The sequence below is a fragment of the Pseudomonas sp. TCU-HL1 genome, from assembly GCF_001708505.1.
Lineage (GTDB): Bacteria > Pseudomonadota > Gammaproteobacteria > Pseudomonadales > Pseudomonadaceae > Metapseudomonas.
Genome location: NZ_CP015992.1, coordinates 3,555,707 through 3,573,592, shown reverse-complemented (window position 1 = coordinate 3,573,592; position 17,886 = coordinate 3,555,707). Strand labels below are relative to the sequence as shown.

Sequence of the window (17,886 nt, the reverse complement as noted above, 5' to 3'; positions counted from 1 at the left end):
CCTTCAGATCCTGGTTTGTCGACTCGATTCAAGGCGTGGCATCAGTCGGAGTGGATATTGCACCCAACAGTAGCGGTTGGACGTTGGCGCGGAGGCCACCTCGTGTCGCGTGGGTTGATACAACCGGATGCCGAAGCGGATTAACGCCTACCGACCTTATACACATCCGCGGGCGGGAAAGGTTCGGGCCGTCCGGAGTTGATGCAAGCCCATCCCCACGCCCGCAACCGCTCTTGGTGCAGGAGGTCGTCCAGCACGGTCCTCGGTATGTCTGGCTCATCGGGGGCGGGCATATAGACCGGTGCCATGGCATGGACCACGTCGAGTCCGGTATTGCCGGCGAGCAGGCCGCGCATGATGCGTACCCGTTGCCGCCACTCCAGGCCAGGGCGCTTGCCGGCACTGGTATGGTGAACAATCAGATTGAGGCCTGTCGATGCCTTGACCAGATCCTCGGCGCTCATGCCAAAGTGCAGATGCGGCGGCGCACTGAGCGGCAGGATGCGCCTCGCGAAAAGCTCCAGCAGTGGGCCGGCCAATTGTCGCTCCTGCCACCAGATACCACGCATCAAGAGGACGGCATAGATACTGCGCACCAAGCGCTCGGCGCGCTTGGAATTGTCCTGGGCCAAGGCCTCGTACAGCAACCACACGAGCGCAGCCAAGGCGTCCAAACTGGCAAGGCGCTCCAGTTTGGCGATCAGTACCCGCGTAACGGCAGCCCGCTGCCAATAGACCTCGATGCCGTCCACCGGCTGGTACAGCACGGCCAGGACATCCGGCTTCAAACGTTGCAGGAATGCTTCGTTGCGCGTGCCGCGAGCAGGTTTGCGCTTCAGCACATCCCAGAGCGGGTGCCGCAGCTCTTGCAGCGAGCCGGGCAACCGAGCATCGACCCACTCGGCCAGCCGGGTCTGTGGGGTATGGCGGCCATCCGTGTAGCGTTGCCACTTGCAGCGATGACTCGGCTTGCCATCGCTCGGACGCCTGCTAAACGACTCGGGCTCGAAGTGCTGTTCGAGGGCGTAGGCTGTGTCCAGTCCCGTGCGTTGACGCACCCCTTCATACCAGTACCGCACCCGCAAAACGTCCGCAGCATCCCGTTTCGTGGCCATCTTTTCTGCTGGAAAATTCTTTCGCATGCCCATGCGAAATCCTGCATATAGGAATTTTATTCTTTGAAAATCAGTAAGTTGATCAGGCATTGATTCTTAAATTACAGTAAAAATTGAGAATTCTATTGCAGATGATCGCATCAAGGGATTTGTCTACCATGGCCTGCAACAACTCGGAACCATACGGCCATGAGCGAACAGAACGAAGCGCAGCAAGAGTTGGCAAATGAACTGGAGCGCACCCTGACAGCACGCTATGGGCTGATGCTGAGCAGCGCGGTTTTATCGCGGGAGCTGGGTTACCCCTCCACCGCCGCATTTCGGGTGGCGGTGGCGCGAGGCACAGTTGAATTGCCGGTGTTCAGCGTTCCCAACCGCAAAGGCAAGTTTGCCTTGGCCAAGGATGTGGCGGCTTGGATTGCCCGCCAGCGCCATACGGCTTTAGTACGGCCAGAACAGAGCACGGCAACCAATCTACAGACAACACAGGAGGCGTCCACGATGAGCCACAACTAGTCATCAACAGCGACTACGGGCTGTGGAAATGCGAAGGGCCTGGGGTTGCCGCCCCAAGCCCTTGCGAGGAATGTCAGGTTCGAGCCTTGACCCGTTCATTCTGTGTTTCCCGACGCCGGGCGTCAATCCGGTGGCCTGCCCATTCATCCATGAATTTGCATTGATCGCGCTGGGCGAGGCGTACCTGCGCCCAGCGCTTAGGGAAACGATGAAGATACCGATCGATACGCAGCGCGAAATAGTGCGCCTGCTCAGCCATTCCACTCTGTCAAACCGTGCCATCGGCAAGCTCACCCACGTCTCGCACAATACAGTGCGGGCGTTGCGCGACCAACTTGCCCTAGCCGGCGAGAACTGGGCAACGCTCAAGGAACTCGATGATGTCGCTTTTGCCCGCCGCCTGAACCTGGAGCGGCCGGGCTCTCCGTTGCGCAAGGCGATTCCGCAATGGAGCGAAGTTCATGAACAGCTACGCGGGCGTGATGTCACCCTCGACTTGTTGTGGCAGGAGTTCCGGGAGCAGGAGCCCAATGGGGTGTCCTATGCCCAGTTCACCCGCCACTATCGGGCCTGGCTGAAAACGCAAAAGCTCAGCATGCGGCAGGTCCATGCGCCAGGCGACAAACTGTTCGTTGACTTCTGCGGACGCACGATGCCGATCACTGATCCGGCCACGGGTCAGGTAAGCCAGGTGCAGGTGTTCGTGGGCACGCTCGGCTGCTCGGGGTATCTGTTCGCCACCGCCGTGGCGAGTCAAACCACGCGAGACTGGCTGCATTGCCATGTACTGGCCATGGAGCATCTGGGCGGCGTTCCGCGCTTCATCGTGCCGGATAACCTGAAGGCTGCCGTCATCAAGTCGCAACGGGATAACATCCAGTTGAACAAGGCCTATTCGGAACTCGCGCAGCACTATGGCTTCACCATTCTGCCCGCACGGCCGCGCAAACCCAAAGACAAGTCGCTGGCCGAGGTGGGCGTGCAAATCGTCCAGCGCTGGGTGCTGGCCCGGCTGCGCCACCACACCTTCTTCTCGCTGGAGGATCTTAATCGGCAGATCAGCTACTGGATGGTTCAGCTGAATGAGCGGACCACTCGCACCTACCCCAAGAGTCGCCTGGCGCGTTTCCTGGAGTTCGACGCACCCGTGTTGCCGTCCTTGCCGGAACGACGTTATGACTACCATCAGTGGCGCTACCAGCTACGTGTCGGAGCCGACTACCACGTCGAGCACGAGCAGCATCACTACTCGGTTCCCTACCATTTCGCCTATCAGTTGGTTGATCTGCGAGTTAACGCCGAGTGGCTAGAAGTGGTGTGCCAGCGGCGAGTGATTGCGACGCACCGTTTGTGTCGCTCACCTGGAGTCAGCACCCAGCAAGAGCATCGTGCGCCGAACCATCAGCACTTCCAAGATGCACAACCCGAAGCGTTGTTGGCTTGGGCCGAGCATATTGGCCCGTCCACCCTCGAGTTCGTCCGCCGCAACCTAGCCGAGCGGCAGGACTTCGCGACGGGGCTGCGGGCGATTGCCAGCCTCAAAAAGGACATGCGCCAGGAGCAGGTACCCCATGCGCGCCTGGAGTCGGCCTGCGCTTATGCGCTGACTCTCGGCTGCTTGGGCATTACCCGCCTGCGAGCCATCCTGCGCAACGAGTCAGATCTTCGGCACACCATGCCCACTGCCGGGCCGACCATCAGGCACTCGAATATCCGTGGCGCGGAGTACTACTCTGCTCAGCAAGGAGAAACCCCATGACCCGCGTGATCAGCACTATGCACCGGTTGGTCGAGCTGGGGCTAAGTGGCATGGCAATAGCCTATGAGCGCCAACTCAATCAGCCGGATCTACAGCAGCAGACCTTCGATGTTCGCCTAGGCCTGATGATGGACGCTGAAGTTAGCGAGCGAGAAACCCGCAAAGTCGAGCGCCTAGTCAAGGGGGCACGGCTGCGCGAAAGTCAGGCGGTACTGGAGGATGTCGATTATCGAGCCAGCCGAGGCCTGGATCGCAGCCTGCTAATGAGCCTGACTGAATGTGAATGGCTGCGCCGCCGGCAAAATCTCATCCTCACTGGTGCCACGGGAACGGGGAAAACCTGGCTGGCCTGTGCCTTCGGCAATCAGGCCTGTCGACTAGGGTTCACCACCTGTTACCGAACCGCGAATCAGTTGTTCGAAGACATCCTGCTGTCTCAGGCGGACAGTACCCTGCCCAAATTACGCCGTCAGTTGATCAAAACGCAGCTGCTGATCATCGACGATTTGGGGATCGGTGGCATTACTGCGCAGTTGGGGCCTCTCCTGCTGGAAATCATCGACCAGCAATCTCGTAACGGCTCGCTGTTGATCACCAGTCAATACCCGCAGGACAAATGGTACGACTTGTTCGCCGACCCAACGATCGCCGATGCCATATTGGATCGGGTCATCCATAAATCGCACGCCCTTCAGCTTAAGGGAGAGTCGATGCGCAAGATGAGAGGCAAGAAAAGCTAACACGCGATGGACCACTCTACCCACGGGTAGGGTGGTCAAGTCCGATGCAACTACTGGTCAGCACGGGTGCAATTCGGTGGTCAATTCGAATGCAAACGGGTGGTCAGAGGCAATGCAATTAAGCGGTCAAGTGAGGCGCAATTTCGCAATCTTGAGTATAAAGATCTCAATGCCAAGTCCCTCTACATTGAGGGCAAGCTCTCGAAAGTTGCGGCCGATCTCGTGCGCGCCTGCTTCGATGACGATGAGCTAACACCAGAATCGATCGGTCAGGTCGCTTGGTATCCCCAGTACCTCGACATGATCTTCGACTCCAGCGAGGGTGATCTGATTTCGGTGCTCGGTCGTCAGTGTTGGCTCAGTGCGGTTCACGCCTCCAACCGCCACGTCTCTATGTTAGAGCGCGGGCTTAACATTCCGGTCTTAGCGCCACGTGTCATGATTATGCAGCAAGCAGAAGCCCCCAAGTATCTCGATGACCTAGTCAAGCACTTGAAGTCAGCCGATGTTCTGTTTGTCGCTTACCACGACCATAAGACGCTTATTAGGCAGTACTATCCCGATAGTGTGATCATCATGGCCGCTGGGCTGACCACTGATGAAATTACTACGCAGGTGATGGCCCGGATTCGGCCAATCATCGGTCGCTGATTGCCGCCCGCCCCCCGCCCCCCCCTGCGACTTGCTTCCAAACTCCGGGGCTGTATCGTTTGGAGTACCCATCTAGTCAGGCCCAGAAGCATCGTGAGTGACCAGGCATTCAGTAATCCATTTTCCGACGCTCAACTTCAGGAAGCGCTGAGTGACCTGGGAGCGTCGGCGCAAAGGTTGCGCCAACTTATCGCCTCCCAGCCTCCTAGGGAGCTCTTGGGCTACGTCTACGCGACTATGCTTTTGGTGGCGAGGGACGATCAGGCGGGATCAGCGCCTGCTGATCCCGCCAACATTGGGCACGTGCAGTACTTACTCGAATATGTTCATGCGGTATTGGCAACTACATCACTTCAAAGCGCAGAGCATCTCGATGAATCCGTCTGTGCAGATATACAGACCTTAGTAGAGGAGCTAAGGTCGGCATCGATGGTCGTGTCCATGATGATCGCGATGAGCACCTCGGAGACGCAGTTTGGGCCTAGCACGAAGACTCTGATGTTTCATGCCTTATCAACCTGGGTTCTGGTGCGAGGGGCGCGTTATCAGGTTTTGGAAGAGGAGTTCTTCAGCTTTGCTCTTGCCCCGCATGACGAGGCACTCCGGAGAGTCTATGGCGTCGGTGCGCAAGAGGTGGCTCAGGGAATCCAAGACCTCGCAAACGCAATTCGCATGGGGCACGCCCAAGCAATCCAAGCTATATCGAAGACGATGGATGAGGCGTACGGCTTTGTGGATTCAATCGGCAAATCGCTAGAGGATGGTATGGCTCAGTGGGGGGCCGAATGTGCGGAAAGTGCAAGTGCCGCCAGTGCTGCTATTGAAGATCTGTTTCAGGGAGGAATCTGTAACGTCCGTCGTCATACCCGGCTTCCAGATCTCCTCTTGGAGGATCTCTCCTTTGGGCCGGGCGAAGAAACGGAGTTTTTTGCGCCTGGGACCTACTCAGGGACACCGTTCCGCACCCTGCCTGCTCGGAAAAAACCACTCATCAAACTTGATGATGATTATTACCTGACAGATCCCAGTTTTGCTCGCGATGCTGCCTATAGAGCGATCCTTTACAACTTGCAGGTTAGGGATTCCCGCTATTTAGATGAGTTCAAGCAGATACAGAAGGAGTGGAGCGAAACTGCTTTTTCCAACATCTTCAAGAACCAGCTGGCGGGTGCGACGATTTTGCGCGAGGTGTACTACCGGCGCGATGGGAACTGGTTCGAAAATGACACCGTGATCATGATGGATGGGGTGCTCGCTGTCGTTGAGGCTAAATCGGGCGCTGCAGCGACTATTGCTTCACCCGCCGTCAGCTTTGATCGTCACGCAAGGGCTGTGCGGGATCTGATCGTTAAGGCCTTCGAGCAGTGTCGTCGGTTCATCGAGTATCTTGCTTCGGCGCACGAAGTGCCGTTGTTCACTTTGAAGGACGGCCGCTATGAAGAGGTGGCCCGAGTCCGCCTTTCAGACTATTGGCTGGTCCTGCCTGTCGGGCTGACCGTTGAGTCCTATTCGCCATTCTCCACCTGCAGCAAGCAATTGCCTGGAGTGGCTCCGATCCTAGGTAAGCATCCGTTCATTTCGGTGTCCATCGACGAACTATTGGTGCTTGGGCGCTTCCTGCCAAACACAGGAGCGCTGATGCATTATCTACATAACCGCCAAGAAGCCGCAGGGATTCAAGAGCTATTTCTGTTCGACGAATTTGATCACCTTGGGGCCTACATCATCCGCAATCGATTCTGCGAGTTCGTCCGCAAACAACTAGCGGAGGGGGCAGGTCTTATTGCTGCGGATGGCATGAGTTCCGTGGTCGATGACTATTTCAGTTTGCACGATTGGGCTGAAAAAGCTCCGCCTGCACAAGAGCTCCCTGAAGAGATGCAGCGACTGTTGTCAGCCTTGGCACGTACTCGTGCAGGTGGTTGGGTCGAAGCTGATTGCCAATTGCGTGACTTCAGCTTCGAAGCGCGCAATGACCTGGCTGGACAACTTGAGCCACTGCGGAAGAGCCTCGGCAAGTTCTCAAGGCGGTATTTCGCACTGCGGGTTGAGGACGCAATACTGTTCTGGCTACATCGCAATGTTGATGATCCCGACATGTTGGCAGCCCAGATGAAAGCGCAAGCGGTTGCCCAGTCCGTCGATGTGAAGCGGGTACTGCTACTTGTCATCGGAGTGGATCAGCGCGGGCAGTACGTGAATGCGTTTGCACACTGGATTCAGCGTGAGGCGGTGGTTTCGGAAGCGGTCAGGTCGGATGCCGCAGCACTGAGCCGTCGCGCTGTCGATCCGGCCACTTCGATGACTACGGCCCAAGTACGCTCATCTCGAACCCCTGGTCGCAATGATCCGTGTTGGTGCGGCAGTGGCACGAAGTTCAAGAGGTGCCATGGTCGTTAAGTGATCGAATGGCTACTGCCGTGCTGGATACCATGTAGAGGTTCGGAGAAGCCTGGCGATTCGGAAAGTATCCTTTCTAGCGTCCAGTGCCTGAAAGCATGGGGCGCTGGGTGCTGAGGAAAAATTCTACGGTTATGCCGAAAATTAGGATTTTCTTGGCCCAGTGAGAAAAAAATGGCCTTTGGAACCGAGTGTGAGAAATTGTCAGGCAGGACCTCTTGTAAACTGCTGGGGGCTCCCCAGCAGTCAATATGGTCGTTGCAGCCTATGGCTGTCGCACAGGCCCGTTTTCGCCTACGAGGTACTTGGCAGTGCGCTCAGCTAAGCCCCTTAGCAGTCTTATCTGGATTCCACACCTTGGTGAAGGCCATGAAAGCGAAAGAGCGTCAGTCTAAGCTGCGAGCAATCGTCGACGCCAAAGCCAAAGCTCGTTGTTTGGCCGGGGAGATCTCCGGCAATCAGCGTCGCTTTCTCAGGGTCGGTCTGGAGAAAGGTAAAGAGCTTGAGCCAGCTGGGCGTTTGGCTGGTCCGATCCCCTGAAAGCTTGCTATGGCATCAGCGTGCTTACGTCATCAGCTCTGGGAGTGGCTTTTGGCCGGACGTCGCCGGCCTTAAGCTGACAGTCTCACTGGACCCAAGATTTTACGGCTGCGGCACCATACTCCGCTTTCCAAGCGTTCAGAATTTTGTTGTTGCCACCTTTAGTCTCGACCACTTCATTGGTGTGTGGATTCTTGTAGACCTTGACAGCGCGCTCGCGCCGCTGGCCCTTCTGAGTCGGCAGGGGAGTGCGTGTGCGACCTGGATCAAGGATGTTGATCACCGCCTTTAGCCCAACGCCATATTCATCCAGAAGCGCTTTGAGTTTGGATTCAAACTCAATTTCGCGCTTGAGTTCCGAATCGTTCTTGAGGCTATTCAGCGCGGCGAGTTGTTCCGCCAACTGTGCTTCCAGACGTTTAAATTCAGCTAGTTTGCTCATTGTGTTTTCCTTGGCGTGATGCGAATAAACAGTGCAGTTGACGGATATCGTCTGCAATTGCGCTGGCGGATGCCATCGCCCATGATCGTGCTACGAGAGTAAGTCGACCCTTCAATCCATCAGTCCAAATTCTCTGCTATGTACCTGACAAGCTTGAGTGGTTCGGCGCTTTCAATGATGGAGAACATCAGATCTCGTTTGCTGCGGGGAAGACGTTGGGCGCAGCGTTTCGCCGTGGCTTTGATGGCCTTGTCCGAACAGTGAATCTGCGCGGCAAGCAAGAGGGCAATTGTGGCGTCCAATAAAGTCAAACTTCGGTGCCTTGTGTTAGTCAGCAAACTAGTATTCGCCAACTTGCTGGGTGGTTCAAGTCGTCAGTAGGCACACGAAGAGTGCTCAGAACCAGTCGTTTGGCCTATCTATCGACACCATTTGAGGGAAGCTGAAAGCCTGAGAGTCCTGACTAGAAGGTTATGCAAGTTGTCTACAGCCCTGCTTCGACAAACCTGTCTTTTTTGAACTTAGGCAGCCTGGCCCAAATAGGTAGCAAAAAAAGCCGCCCATTGGGCGGCCAAAGTTTCCACGAGTCCTTTGGGCTAAGGCGCGGAGGGCGTGCAACCACTCTGTACAGCCGGGTTCCGAGGCGACAATAGGAACCTGGCAAGGGCTGGGGTGAGGATCAGCGCGCCGAGCATGTTCCAGGTGAACATGAACGCCAGCAGAATGCCCATGTCGGCCTGGAACTTGATGGGAGAAGCCTTCAAGAAAGTGGTCGACAAGGCCATCGCCGACACCTTCGCCTCCGGCGAGATCAACGGCATCTACGACAAGTGGTTCATCCAGCCCATCCCGCCGAAGGGCCTGAACTTGAATTTCCCCATGAGTAATGAATTGAAGCAGTTGGTAGCTCAGCCAACCGACAAGGCGCCTGAAGAACTATGAACGCGCCCATCGGGTGACCCATTTGTGTTGTTGGGTCGCACCCCATCAGCTCATCCACCATAACGGTAAGGGTGGACTCGTTGCCGAAGACGTTATTGGAGGCGGAGTCGCCCACCAGCAGCACCGGGATGCCGGCTTCCTCAAATATCGCGGCGGTGTACATGCCGTAGGCAGTGAGCATTGCCCACTTCTGTCCATTCACCTTCATTTGCCTAAGGTGTGGAATTCTGACTCGTGCCGTTTGGGGGCTCGTTGAGTTGTTGTCATAGAGGGGAGGGGCTGATCACTCATTGTTATGTCTTTTCCCGGTTTAGGCGGCAACCTGATCGACGAGCAGGATCGTGCCAATGATGATCATGGCCGCGCCGGAAAAGCGGCTTACGAACTGGGCGGCGACAGGGCGAGTTCGCAACACAGACTCAGAGCTGAATCCGACCAGCAGGTAGATAACGCCGCAGCTGAGCGCATGTACCAACCCCAGTGCCACGATCTGTAGAGGGACCGGCCAAAGGGCCAGGGGATCCGTGAATTGGGGCAGCAGGGCAAGGAACAGGAGAAGGACTTTCGGATTGAGGCCGCTGACACAGGCCCCCTTTATCGTCCATTGCTGCCAGGTGGTTTTTTCCTGGAGTGCACCAGGTGCTGGCACAGCTGTCCATCGCAGTTGCCTATTCAATAAACTCAGATAGGAAGCTTCCTGGTTAATTGCTCTGTGTCTGTTCCTAATGCAGCTAGGTCAGGTGCGACGTTCTTAGTCGAGCTCGAACGCCTCAAGCAGCTCGCGTACATCATCAATATTCCGATCTCCCGAACAGGACATGCACTGCAGCCGGAGGTGGGCAACGCGTGCCAGCGCTATCCCATGGTTTCCCACTGACGCGGAGTGCCTTCCATGCAGCCAGCCATGCACGCGTGATTGATCGGTCATCGAATCTCAAGGTGAGGTCGCCTTCTCTGGTGAGGACTAGGACGATCCGTTGATCTTGCCACATCGCGGGTTTGTCCCCGTGAAACCCCTTCTGCAGAGGAGCATGCCGCAGAGCCGTCCTCGCCCCCGCGAGGGTTGCGATCCGGCATTCATTGTAGTATATCGTATACGTAAATTTGCAGAGACAGACTCTAGGCAGGACTAGCTGCCGTGGTGGCAATGTCCTGGCCAACGCATTTTTGCCTAGTTGTTTGTATACGATATACATGTGCGCCCAGAGCACGCACTAACCAGCTGTTTTCGGCGTTCGCGCATTTGAATGTCCACTCTAGAAATATCGAGGTAGCAAGAAAGATGGCCAAGGCCGCCGATGTCGTTGTGCAATGTCTAGAGAACGAAGGGGTCGAGTATGTCTTCGGTATCCCCGGCGAGGAGAACCTCGACCTGCTCGAATCCCTGCGCAAGTCGAATATCAAGCTGGTGTTGACCCGCCACGAGCAGTCCGCGGGCTTTATGGCTGCCACTTATGGTCGGTTGACTGGCAAAACCGGGGTGAGCCTGTCGACACTGGGCCCTGGCGCGACCAATCTCGTCACTGCTGGCGCCTACGCGTACCTGGGCGGCATGCCGATGCTGATGATCACCGGCCAGAAGCCGATTAAGAAGTCCAAGCAGGGGCGTTTCCAGATCCTCGATGTGGTCGGCATGATGCAGCCGCTGACCAAGTACACCCACCAACTGGCCTCTGCCGACAACATCCCTTCGCGGGTACGCGAGGCCTTCCGATTGGCTGAGGAAGAGAAACCTGGGGCCGTGCACCTGGAGCTTCCCGAGGACATCGCCGCCGAGCAAACCGACAGTCTCCCGATCCCGCCCAGCCTGCATCGCCGTCCCCTGGCTGAGCACAAGTCCATCGAAGCTGCCGTGGCTAAGCTCAAGGCTGCGCGCAGCCCACTCTTGGTGATCGGTGCGGGCGCCAACCGCAAGATGACCGCCAAGGTACTCAAGCAACTGGTCGATAAGACCGGTATCCCCTTCGTCACCACTCAAATGGGCAAGGGCGTGGTAGATGAGCGCCACCCGCGCTTCCTTGGCAATGCGGCCCTGTCCTCCGGTGATTTCGTGCACCGGGCGCTCGAAGCGGCCGATCTGATCGTCAATATCGGTCACGATGTTATCGAGAAGCCGCCGTTCTTCATGGTCCGGGGCGGTACCGAGGTCATTCACGTCAACTTCCGCTCGGCGGAGGTGGATCCGGTGTACTTCCCGCAGATCGAAGTGATCGGCGACATCGCCAACGCCGTTTGGCAGATCGGCGAGGCACTGGACGAGGTCTCGCACTGGGACTTCACCCGCCTGCTGGCGATTCGCGAAGCCAACGAAGCCCAGGTCGCCGAAGGCGCCGACGACGACCGTTTCCCCGTCTACCCACAGCGTCTCGTGGCTGATGTACGCCGTGCACTGCCATCGCAGGGCATCGTTGCCCTGGACAATGGCATCTACAAGATCTGGTTTGCGCGTAACTACAAGGCACATATGCCCAATACTGTGCTGCTGGACAACGCGTTGGCGACCATGGGCGCCGGCTTGCCATCGGCAATGGCGTCGCACCTCGTCTACCCGGATCGGCCGGTCGTAGCGGTGTGTGGCGATGGTGGTTTCATGATGAACAGCCAGGAACTGGAAACTGCCGTCCGCCTGAAGATGAACCTCACGGTCATCATTCTGCGCGATGACGGGTACGGCATGATTCGCTGGAAGCAGTCCAACATGGGCTTCACCGACTTTGGCCTGGATTATGGCAATCCCGACTTCGTGCTGTACGCACAGTCCTACGGTGTCCACGGCCATCGCGTGGAAAGCGCCGAGGGCTTCCTGCCTCTGCTGCAGGACTGCATAAGCACGCCTGGTGTGCATGTTATCGACTGCCCAGTTGATTACTCCGAGAACGATCGAATCCTCAATACAGAGCTGAGGGCACGCAGCGCGGAGGTCTAAGGCAAGAGGTAGCAGCGGCTCACCTTCGGAGTCGCTGCGCCTGCCGAAAAACAAAGTTGTTACTGATGCATTTTGCTGGGCTGATGGCTGCATTTGTCTGCTTGGGGCCTATCCATTAACTGTCTTACATAGGCTTTTTCAACGTTATGACATCTGCTTTGTCTATCCGGCAGTTGACCAAGACCTACGGCAATGGCTTCCAGGCCCTTAAGGGTCTCGACCTGGATGTGGCCGAAGGCGACTTCTTTGCTTTGCTCGGACCCAACGGCGCGGGCAAGTCCACCACCATCGGTGTCCTGTCCACCTTGGTGAACAAGACCAGCGGTAGCGTCAACGTGTTCGGCCACGATCTGGACAGGAACCCCTCCGCACTAAAGCGCTGCCTCGGCGTAGTACCCCAGGAATTCAACTTCAACCATTTCGAGAAGGTCTTCGACATCGTCGTGACCCAAGGCGGCTACTACGGCATTCCGGCGAGGATTGCCAAGGAGCGCGCCGAGCAGTACCTGACCCAGCTCGGCCTGTGGGACAAGCACAACTCCCCGTCCCGTCAGTTGTCCGGGGGAATGAAGCGCCGCCTAATGATTGCTCGCGCGCTGATCCATCAGCCGCGACTGCTGATCCTTGATGAACCCACTGCCGGCGTGGACATTGAGCTGCGTCGATCGATGTGGAGCTTTCTCACCGAACTCAATGAGCAGGGCGTCAGCATCATTCTCACCACTCATTACCTGGAGGAGGCTGAGCAGCTCTGTCGCAATGTCGGCATCATCGATCACGGTCGCATTGTCGAGCACACCAGCATGAAGGAGCTGCTGAAGAAGCTGCACAAGGAGACCTTCCTGCTCGACCTCAAGGAGCCCTTGAACGTACTACCTCAGTTGAGCGGCTTCACAGCAACGCTGGTGGATGAGCACACCCTGGAGGTGCAGGTGGAGCAGGCCCAGGGCTTGACCGAGCTGTTCCGAAGGCTAGCCGCCTTGAACGTCGACGTGCTGAGCATGCGTAACAAGTCCAATCGCCTTGAGGAGCTGTTCGTGTCCCTGGTGGAGAAAAATCTGGTGAGGGCGGTTGTATGAGTTCGGAGCTGTCAGCCAACCGGGTCGCACTCGAAACCATCGTCTATCGCGAGGTTCACCGCTTCATGCGGATTTGGCCGCAGACCCTGCTGCCCCCGGCCATCACCATGGCGCTGTACTTCGTCATCTTCGGCAACCTGATCGGCCGGCAGATCGGCGACATGGGTGGTTTCGCCTACATGGACTACATCGTCCCTGGCCTGATCATGATGTCGGTCATCACTAACTCCTACAGCAATGTGGTGTCGAGCTTCTTCGGGGCCAAGTTTCAGCGCTCGGTGGAGGAGCTGCTGGTCTCGCCAGTGTCGCCGCATACCATCCTGCTTGGCTACACCATCGGTGGCGTGCTGCGTGGATTGGCGGTGGGGCTGATCGTCACCGTCCTGTCGCTGTTCTTCACCAAGCTGCAGGTACACCATGTCGGGGTGACCGCACTGGTGGTGCTATTGACCGCGACCATCTTCTCCCTCGGCGGCTTCATCAACGCCGTCTACGCACGCAACTTCGATGACGTCTCGATCGTCCCGACGTTCGTGCTGACGCCGCTGACCTATCTGGGCGGGGTGTTCTACTCGATCAATCTGCTGCCGCCGTTCTGGCAGGCGGTCTCCCTGGGCAACCCGATCCTGCACATGGTCAATGCCTTCCGCTACGGCATCCTCGGCGTTTCCGACATCAACATCGGCATCGCCATCGCGCTAATGCTGCTAACGATGGGCGTGCTCTACATCGCCTGCATCCAGCTGCTGGTTTCTGGCCGCGGCATGCGCCACTAAACCACTGCCCAATTGTCGTGACTGGGTAGCGCCGCAGGGAGAGTCCTCGTCGTCACTAGGCCGCCGGCTTGGCGGCCTTTTTTCATGCCGTGGATTTCCGACCCTTTCCTTATTTTTGCCGTGCCGATGAGCCTCGCGCTTGGGGGCTTCCCCATTCGTATGACCTTCTGCCCACCGGAGAGGTGTCGACTATTGCGAGTGATAAATATCGAGTATATGGTATACGAGATTCGATGTTAGGTCTCTCGCAAGCGGGATCCAGCATCTGAGCGCCTCTGACGAGGTGATTCCAGGCCATGAGTTCGAGTGGGTGGCCGTGCTGCCCGTCATGACATAACGACAATGACTTGTGAGGTGGATATGCACATTGCGCTAGACGAATGGAAGAAAACCCCGAGCCAGGTTCGCCGGTACGGGAACTACATCAACGGCGCCATGGCCACCTCCATTGGTGGCAGCTCTATCGAGCGCAAAAGTCCTGCCACAGACGAAGTCGTTGCGGTGTGGCAAAAGGGGACTCGCGAGGATGTCGCGCAGGCCGTGGACGTGGCTGTGGAAGCGTTCAACGATGGCCGGTGGTCGAATCTGACCGCAGCGGAACGTGCGGAGGTGCTGCTGAAGGTTTCCGGGAAAATTCTGGAGAATTTGGAAGCACTGGCACTGATTGAGGTGCAGGAGACTGGCAAAACCCTTGAGCAAGCCCGTGGCGAGATCCAGTTCGCCAGCGACATGTGGAGCTATGCAGCCGGCAGCGCGAGGGCGCTGCATGGTGACAGCCATACCAATGTCGGTTCGGAGAAGCTGGCTCTGGTGCTCCGCGAGCCGGTTGGCCCCGTCGCACTGATTACCCCCTGGAACTACCCATTGGTGGTTCTCTGTCAGAAGCTGCCCTATGCACTTGGCGCTGGCTGCACCGTGGTGGTCAAACCGAGCGAATTCACCTCGGGTACCACGCTCGAGCTTGCCAAGATCCTGGAGGAAGCAGGGCTGCCGAAGGGGGTTTTCAATATCGTCACCGGTTATGGCGACCCGGTAGGACAAGCATTGGCGGAGCACACCGCGATCCGCTTGATTTCATTCACCGGCTCCACAGCAACCGGTCAGAAGATCGTCCAGGCCTCTTCCTCCAACATGAAGAAGGTCGTGCTGGAACTGGGCGGCAAGAACCCCACGATCGTGTTTGAGGACGCCAACATCGAAGCGGCGATCGATGGGGCGATTCGTGGCTTTGTCTGGAACTCGGGCGCTGAGTGCTGCAGCGGTAGCCGTCTGTACGTACAGCGGTCGATCCTCGAGTCCTTTACTCGGCAACTGGTCGAGAAACTGCAAGCGGTAAAAGTCGGTGATCCGTTGGATCCCACCACCAAAATGGGCTCGATCAACAACGAGCCGCAGTTCAACAAAATCCGCTCCTACATCCAGCAGGGCAGGGAGACAGCAACCCTGGCCTTCGGCGGCAATGTGCGCAGTGATTTGCCTGGCTTGTTCATCGAGCCGACGGTCTTCACCAATGTCTCGCATGATTCGGTCATTGCGCGGGAGGAAATCTTCGGTCCGGTAGCAGTCGTCATCCCCTTCGATGACATGCAGGAAGCCATCAAGTTGGCGAACGACACGCAGTACGGGCTCGCTTCAAGTGTCTGGACGAGCAACCTCAATACTTCCCTGACCATGTCGCGATCTATTCGGTCGGGCATCGTCTGGGTCAACACCTTCCTGGACATACCGACGGAGATCCCACTGGGCGGTATTCAGCAAAGTGGATTCGGTCGAGAGAACGGGCGCTTCGCGATCGAGGAGTTCACGACCACTAAAACCGTCGTGATCCAGAATCCGGCGACGACCGATCGGTTCGTCTGACAGCCGTGTGCAGGTGCTCCTTGCTGGGCTCTGAGCTCACGGCGAGGAGCGTTCACTTCAAGCGTCATTCGCCCCACTGGGAAGGTCGCCGTGAATTCGTCTCCGTCATTACAAGAAAGATTCGAACGTGAGAAGTACGACTACATCATCGTCGGTGCAGGTTCAGCGGGGTGTGTTCTCGCTGCCAGGCTGTCAGAGGATGCCTCGAAGCGCGTGCTGCTGATTGAGGCCGGCAAGTGGAACAACTCTGTCTTCGTTCGCATGCCGGCGGCGCTCGCCTATCCACTCGGTGATGAACGAAATCTCTGGTCCTATGAAACGGGCCCGGAGCCTGTGCTCAACGCCAGAACGATCAAGCATGTCCGCGGTCGCTTGATGGGTGGTTCATCCTCCATCAATGGTCTGGTCTACGTTCGGGGCAATCGGCGCGACTATGACGACTGGGCCAAAAGCGGTCTGGAGGAATGGTCCTATGAGAAGTGCCTGCCGTTCTTCCGGAAAATGGAGGACTTCGATGGTGGTGCCGATCGGTATCGCGGCGAGGGCGGACCGATCCGGATCACCACCTGCCGGGCCGAGAATCCGATCTTTGAAGCTTACCTGCAGGCGGGGCAGCAATACGGATTGAAGCTCAACTCCGACTACAACGGGGAGGAGCAGGAAGGTGTTCACGTCTACCAGGCGAACATCGATCACGGCATCCGCGCAAGTTGCGCACACGCTTATCTGAAGAAGGCGGCCAGCCGGCCGAACCTGACCATCCTGGATCGAGCGCGCGTGCTGAAGGTGATCTTCCATGGCACTCGTGCGTGTGGCGTGAAGGTCAGTCGAGAGGGCCGAGAGCTGTGCTACGAGGCGGGCACCGAGGTCATTCTTTCTGGTGGCACGTATGAGTCACCGCGCCTCCTGATGTTGTCGGGGGTCGGAGACGAGCAACAATTGCGCGACCTCGACATCCCGGTCGTGGCTCACCTTCCAGGCGTGGGAGAGAACCTGCGTGATCACCCCTGTGTTCCCGTGGGCTACAAGGCTGCGGTTAAGGGAATTTCTCCCGCCACAGATTTGAACCTGCTGAAAATGGGCGTGATTGGCGCGCAGTGGTTGTTTCTGCGCTCGGGGCTGGGGGCCACAAATTTCTGGGAGGTGGGTGCCTTTTTCAAAAGCGAGCCCACGGTGGACTACTGCAACATCCAGCACGAATTCATCCCGATGGTGGGGGACTTCACCCATGGCTCGAGCGATATCCAGGACGGATTCCTCTACCAGACCTGCCTCATGCGTCCTCGCAGCAGTGGGCGAGTCGCACTGACCTCTGCTGACCCTTATGCGCAACCTTCCATCGTGCACAACTACCTTGCCGACAAGGACGACATGCGCGATTTGAGGGAGGGCGTGCGGCGCACTCTGGAAATGATCGCGCAGCCGGCCTGGGACCAAATTCGTGGAGAACCGCTCGATCCTGGTCTGGAGAAATTCAGCGATGAACAGCTTGAAGAATGGTTGCGGGCCAATGTCAGTACCCAGTACCACCCGTGTGGTACCTGCAAGATGGGTAGCGATTCAATGGCGGTGGTCGACCAGGTCGGTCGCGTCCATGGTCTGACCGGCATGCGGGTGGTCGATGCTTCCATTATCCCCTCGCTGACCAGTGGGAACCTCAATGCCCCGACCATCATGCTGGCCGAGAAGATAGCGGCCGCGCTTACCGCAATGCACTAGCGATTAACCACGCCCTTCGCATCTGCGAGCTGGCCAGCCGACCAATCGCGTTGGCCATTTTTTTTGGTGCAAACCTTGTAGCGATGTCTCGAGCAGATTGGTGTTACCCGTCGTCACCTTGTGGTGCGCCTGAGGCTTGGAATGCACGGAAAAGTAACACTCGAGTAGGGCAGGGTGGAGTGCTTGACCATCCTTGAGCTCCTTGCAAGGCCTTTATAAATCAATAAGTTATAGAAAATTGAGTCCGTATTGAACGGGTGAGGAGGGTTGGCCGATATTGTGCATATAGAATGTCGTATACGAAATAATGTATTCGGGCGTTACGCCCGGGCATGTTTCTCGGCTTTCACGCTCGGAGCCTTGGCTCGCAGTGAGAGGGTTGGCCGGGTCGAAACCGCCCCTGTGCTCTAGCCAAGCGCGG

The 17,886-nt window shown here is 57.4% G+C and carries 13 protein-coding genes and 3 pseudogenes; 12 read left to right on the top strand and 4 right to left on the bottom strand.

The genetic code is table 11. The features are described 5' to 3' along the window. Nucleotides 1-140: 140 nt before the first annotated feature. Entirely contained in the window at nt 141-1,148 is a 1,008-nt protein-coding gene (locus THL1_RS16610) for a hypothetical protein (protein WP_069084263.1), read from the bottom strand. A 156-nt stretch (nt 1,149-1,304) separates the two neighbouring features. Between THL1_RS16610 and THL1_RS16605 the strand changes: the two genes are divergently transcribed. From THL1_RS16605 to THL1_RS30335, 6 genes are all read left to right on the top strand, one after another. Next, complete coding sequence (locus THL1_RS16605) at nt 1,305-1,631, top strand: hypothetical protein (RefSeq protein WP_069084262.1); 327 nt, start codon at nt 1,305-1,307, stop codon at nt 1,629-1,631. A 70-nt stretch (nt 1,632-1,701) separates the two neighbouring features. Then, complete coding sequence (gene istA / locus THL1_RS16600) at nt 1,702-3,390, top strand: IS21 family transposase (RefSeq protein WP_237234724.1); 1,689 nt, start codon at nt 1,702-1,704, stop codon at nt 3,388-3,390. After that, nucleotides 3,387-4,130, top strand: a complete 744-nt coding sequence (istB, locus tag THL1_RS16595) for an IS21-like element helper ATPase IstB (protein ID WP_069084260.1) — start codon at nt 3,387-3,389, stop codon at nt 4,128-4,130. The genes istA and istB overlap by 4 nt, the downstream gene beginning before the upstream one ends. A 66-nt stretch (nt 4,131-4,196) precedes the next feature. Continuing rightward, nucleotides 4,197-4,781: a hypothetical protein gene (locus THL1_RS16590; RefSeq protein ID WP_145928318.1), complete on the top strand. Its 585-nt coding sequence runs from the start codon at nt 4,197-4,199 to the stop codon at nt 4,779-4,781. A 93-nt stretch (nt 4,782-4,874) separates the two neighbouring features. Continuing rightward, nucleotides 4,875-7,181, top strand: a complete 2,307-nt coding sequence (locus THL1_RS30405; RefSeq protein ID WP_069084258.1) for an SEC-C metal-binding domain-containing protein — start codon at nt 4,875-4,877, stop codon at nt 7,179-7,181. A 369-nt stretch (nt 7,182-7,550) separates the two neighbouring features. Continuing rightward, nucleotides 7,551-7,721, top strand: coding sequence for a hypothetical protein (locus tag THL1_RS30335; protein ID WP_177343838.1), 171 nt, complete (start codon nt 7,551-7,553; stop codon nt 7,719-7,721). 85 nt (nt 7,722-7,806) lie between these two features. On the opposite strand, the gene THL1_RS16580 is transcribed toward THL1_RS30335, so the two are convergent. Then, complete coding sequence (locus THL1_RS16580; protein WP_069084257.1) at nt 7,807-8,163, bottom strand: histone-like nucleoid-structuring protein, MvaT/MvaU family; 357 nt, start codon at nt 8,161-8,163, stop codon at nt 7,807-7,809. Between the two features lie 756 nt (nt 8,164-8,919). Here THL1_RS16580 and THL1_RS16570 point away from each other — a divergent pair. Further along, nucleotides 8,920-9,105: pseudogene (locus THL1_RS16570) on the top strand (amino acid ABC transporter substrate-binding protein); the annotation flags it as partial. A 40-nt stretch (nt 9,106-9,145) separates the two neighbouring features. Here the strand turns inward: THL1_RS16570 and THL1_RS29020 are convergent. Both THL1_RS29020 and THL1_RS16565 read right to left on the bottom strand, forming a co-directional pair. After that, nucleotides 9,146-9,396: pseudogene (locus tag THL1_RS29020) on the bottom strand (3-methyl-2-oxobutanoate hydroxymethyltransferase); the annotation flags it as partial. A 19-nt stretch (nt 9,397-9,415) separates the two neighbouring features. Beyond that, a pseudogene (locus THL1_RS16565) lies at nt 9,416-9,799 on the bottom strand (LysE family transporter); the annotation flags it as partial. A gap of 588 nt (nt 9,800-10,387) precedes the next feature. Between THL1_RS16565 and THL1_RS16560 the strand changes: the two are divergent. The 5 genes from THL1_RS16560 (at nt 10,388) to THL1_RS16540 (ending at nt 17,465) form a co-directional block, all read left to right on the top strand. After that, on the top strand, nt 10,388-12,031 hold the full coding sequence (locus THL1_RS16560; RefSeq protein WP_069084254.1) for an acetolactate synthase large subunit: 1,644 nt from the start codon (nt 10,388-10,390) through the stop codon (nt 12,029-12,031). Nucleotides 12,032-12,177: 146 nt separating this feature from the next. Further along, a complete protein-coding gene (locus THL1_RS16555; RefSeq protein ID WP_069084253.1) occupies nt 12,178-13,110 on the top strand; it encodes an ABC transporter ATP-binding protein in 933 nt (310 codons plus the stop codon). Further along, a complete protein-coding gene (locus THL1_RS16550) occupies nt 13,107-13,886 on the top strand; it encodes an ABC transporter permease (protein ID WP_069084252.1) in 780 nt (259 codons plus the stop codon). Before THL1_RS16555 ends, THL1_RS16550 begins: the two co-directional genes overlap by 4 nt. 360 nt (nt 13,887-14,246) lie before the next feature. After that, a complete protein-coding gene (locus THL1_RS16545; RefSeq protein WP_069084251.1) occupies nt 14,247-15,746 on the top strand; it encodes an aldehyde dehydrogenase family protein in 1,500 nt (499 codons plus the stop codon). 90 nt (nt 15,747-15,836) lie between these two features. Beyond that, nucleotides 15,837-17,465: a choline dehydrogenase gene (locus tag THL1_RS16540; protein WP_069084250.1), complete on the top strand. Its 1,629-nt coding sequence runs from the start codon at nt 15,837-15,839 to the stop codon at nt 17,463-17,465. Nucleotides 17,466-17,886 lie beyond the last annotated feature (421 nt).

Bases quoted from the DNA above. Each gene is read 5' to 3' on its own strand.
- THL1_RS16610 (WP_069084263.1), bottom strand. From the start codon at position 1,148: ATGGGCATGCGAAAGAATTTTCCAGCAGAAAAGATGGCCACGAAACGG.
- THL1_RS16605 (WP_069084262.1), top strand. From the start codon at position 1,305: ATGAGCGAACAGAACGAAGCGCAGCAAGAGTTGGCAAATGAACTGGAG.
- istA (WP_237234724.1), top strand. From the start codon at position 1,702: ATGTCAGGTTCGAGCCTTGACCCGTTCATTCTGTGTTTCCCGACGCCG.
- istB (WP_069084260.1), top strand. From the start codon at position 3,387: ATGACCCGCGTGATCAGCACTATGCACCGGTTGGTCGAGCTGGGGCTA.
- THL1_RS30335 (WP_177343838.1), top strand. From the start codon at position 7,551: ATGAAAGCGAAAGAGCGTCAGTCTAAGCTGCGAGCAATCGTCGACGCC.
- THL1_RS16580 (WP_069084257.1), bottom strand. From the start codon at position 8,163: ATGAGCAAACTAGCTGAATTTAAACGTCTGGAAGCACAGTTGGCGGAA.
- THL1_RS16560 (WP_069084254.1), top strand. From the start codon at position 10,388: ATGGCCAAGGCCGCCGATGTCGTTGTGCAATGTCTAGAGAACGAAGGG.
- THL1_RS16555 (WP_069084253.1), top strand. From the start codon at position 12,178: ATGACATCTGCTTTGTCTATCCGGCAGTTGACCAAGACCTACGGCAAT.
- THL1_RS16550 (WP_069084252.1), top strand. From the start codon at position 13,107: ATGAGTTCGGAGCTGTCAGCCAACCGGGTCGCACTCGAAACCATCGTC.
- THL1_RS16545 (WP_069084251.1), top strand. From the start codon at position 14,247: ATGCACATTGCGCTAGACGAATGGAAGAAAACCCCGAGCCAGGTTCGC.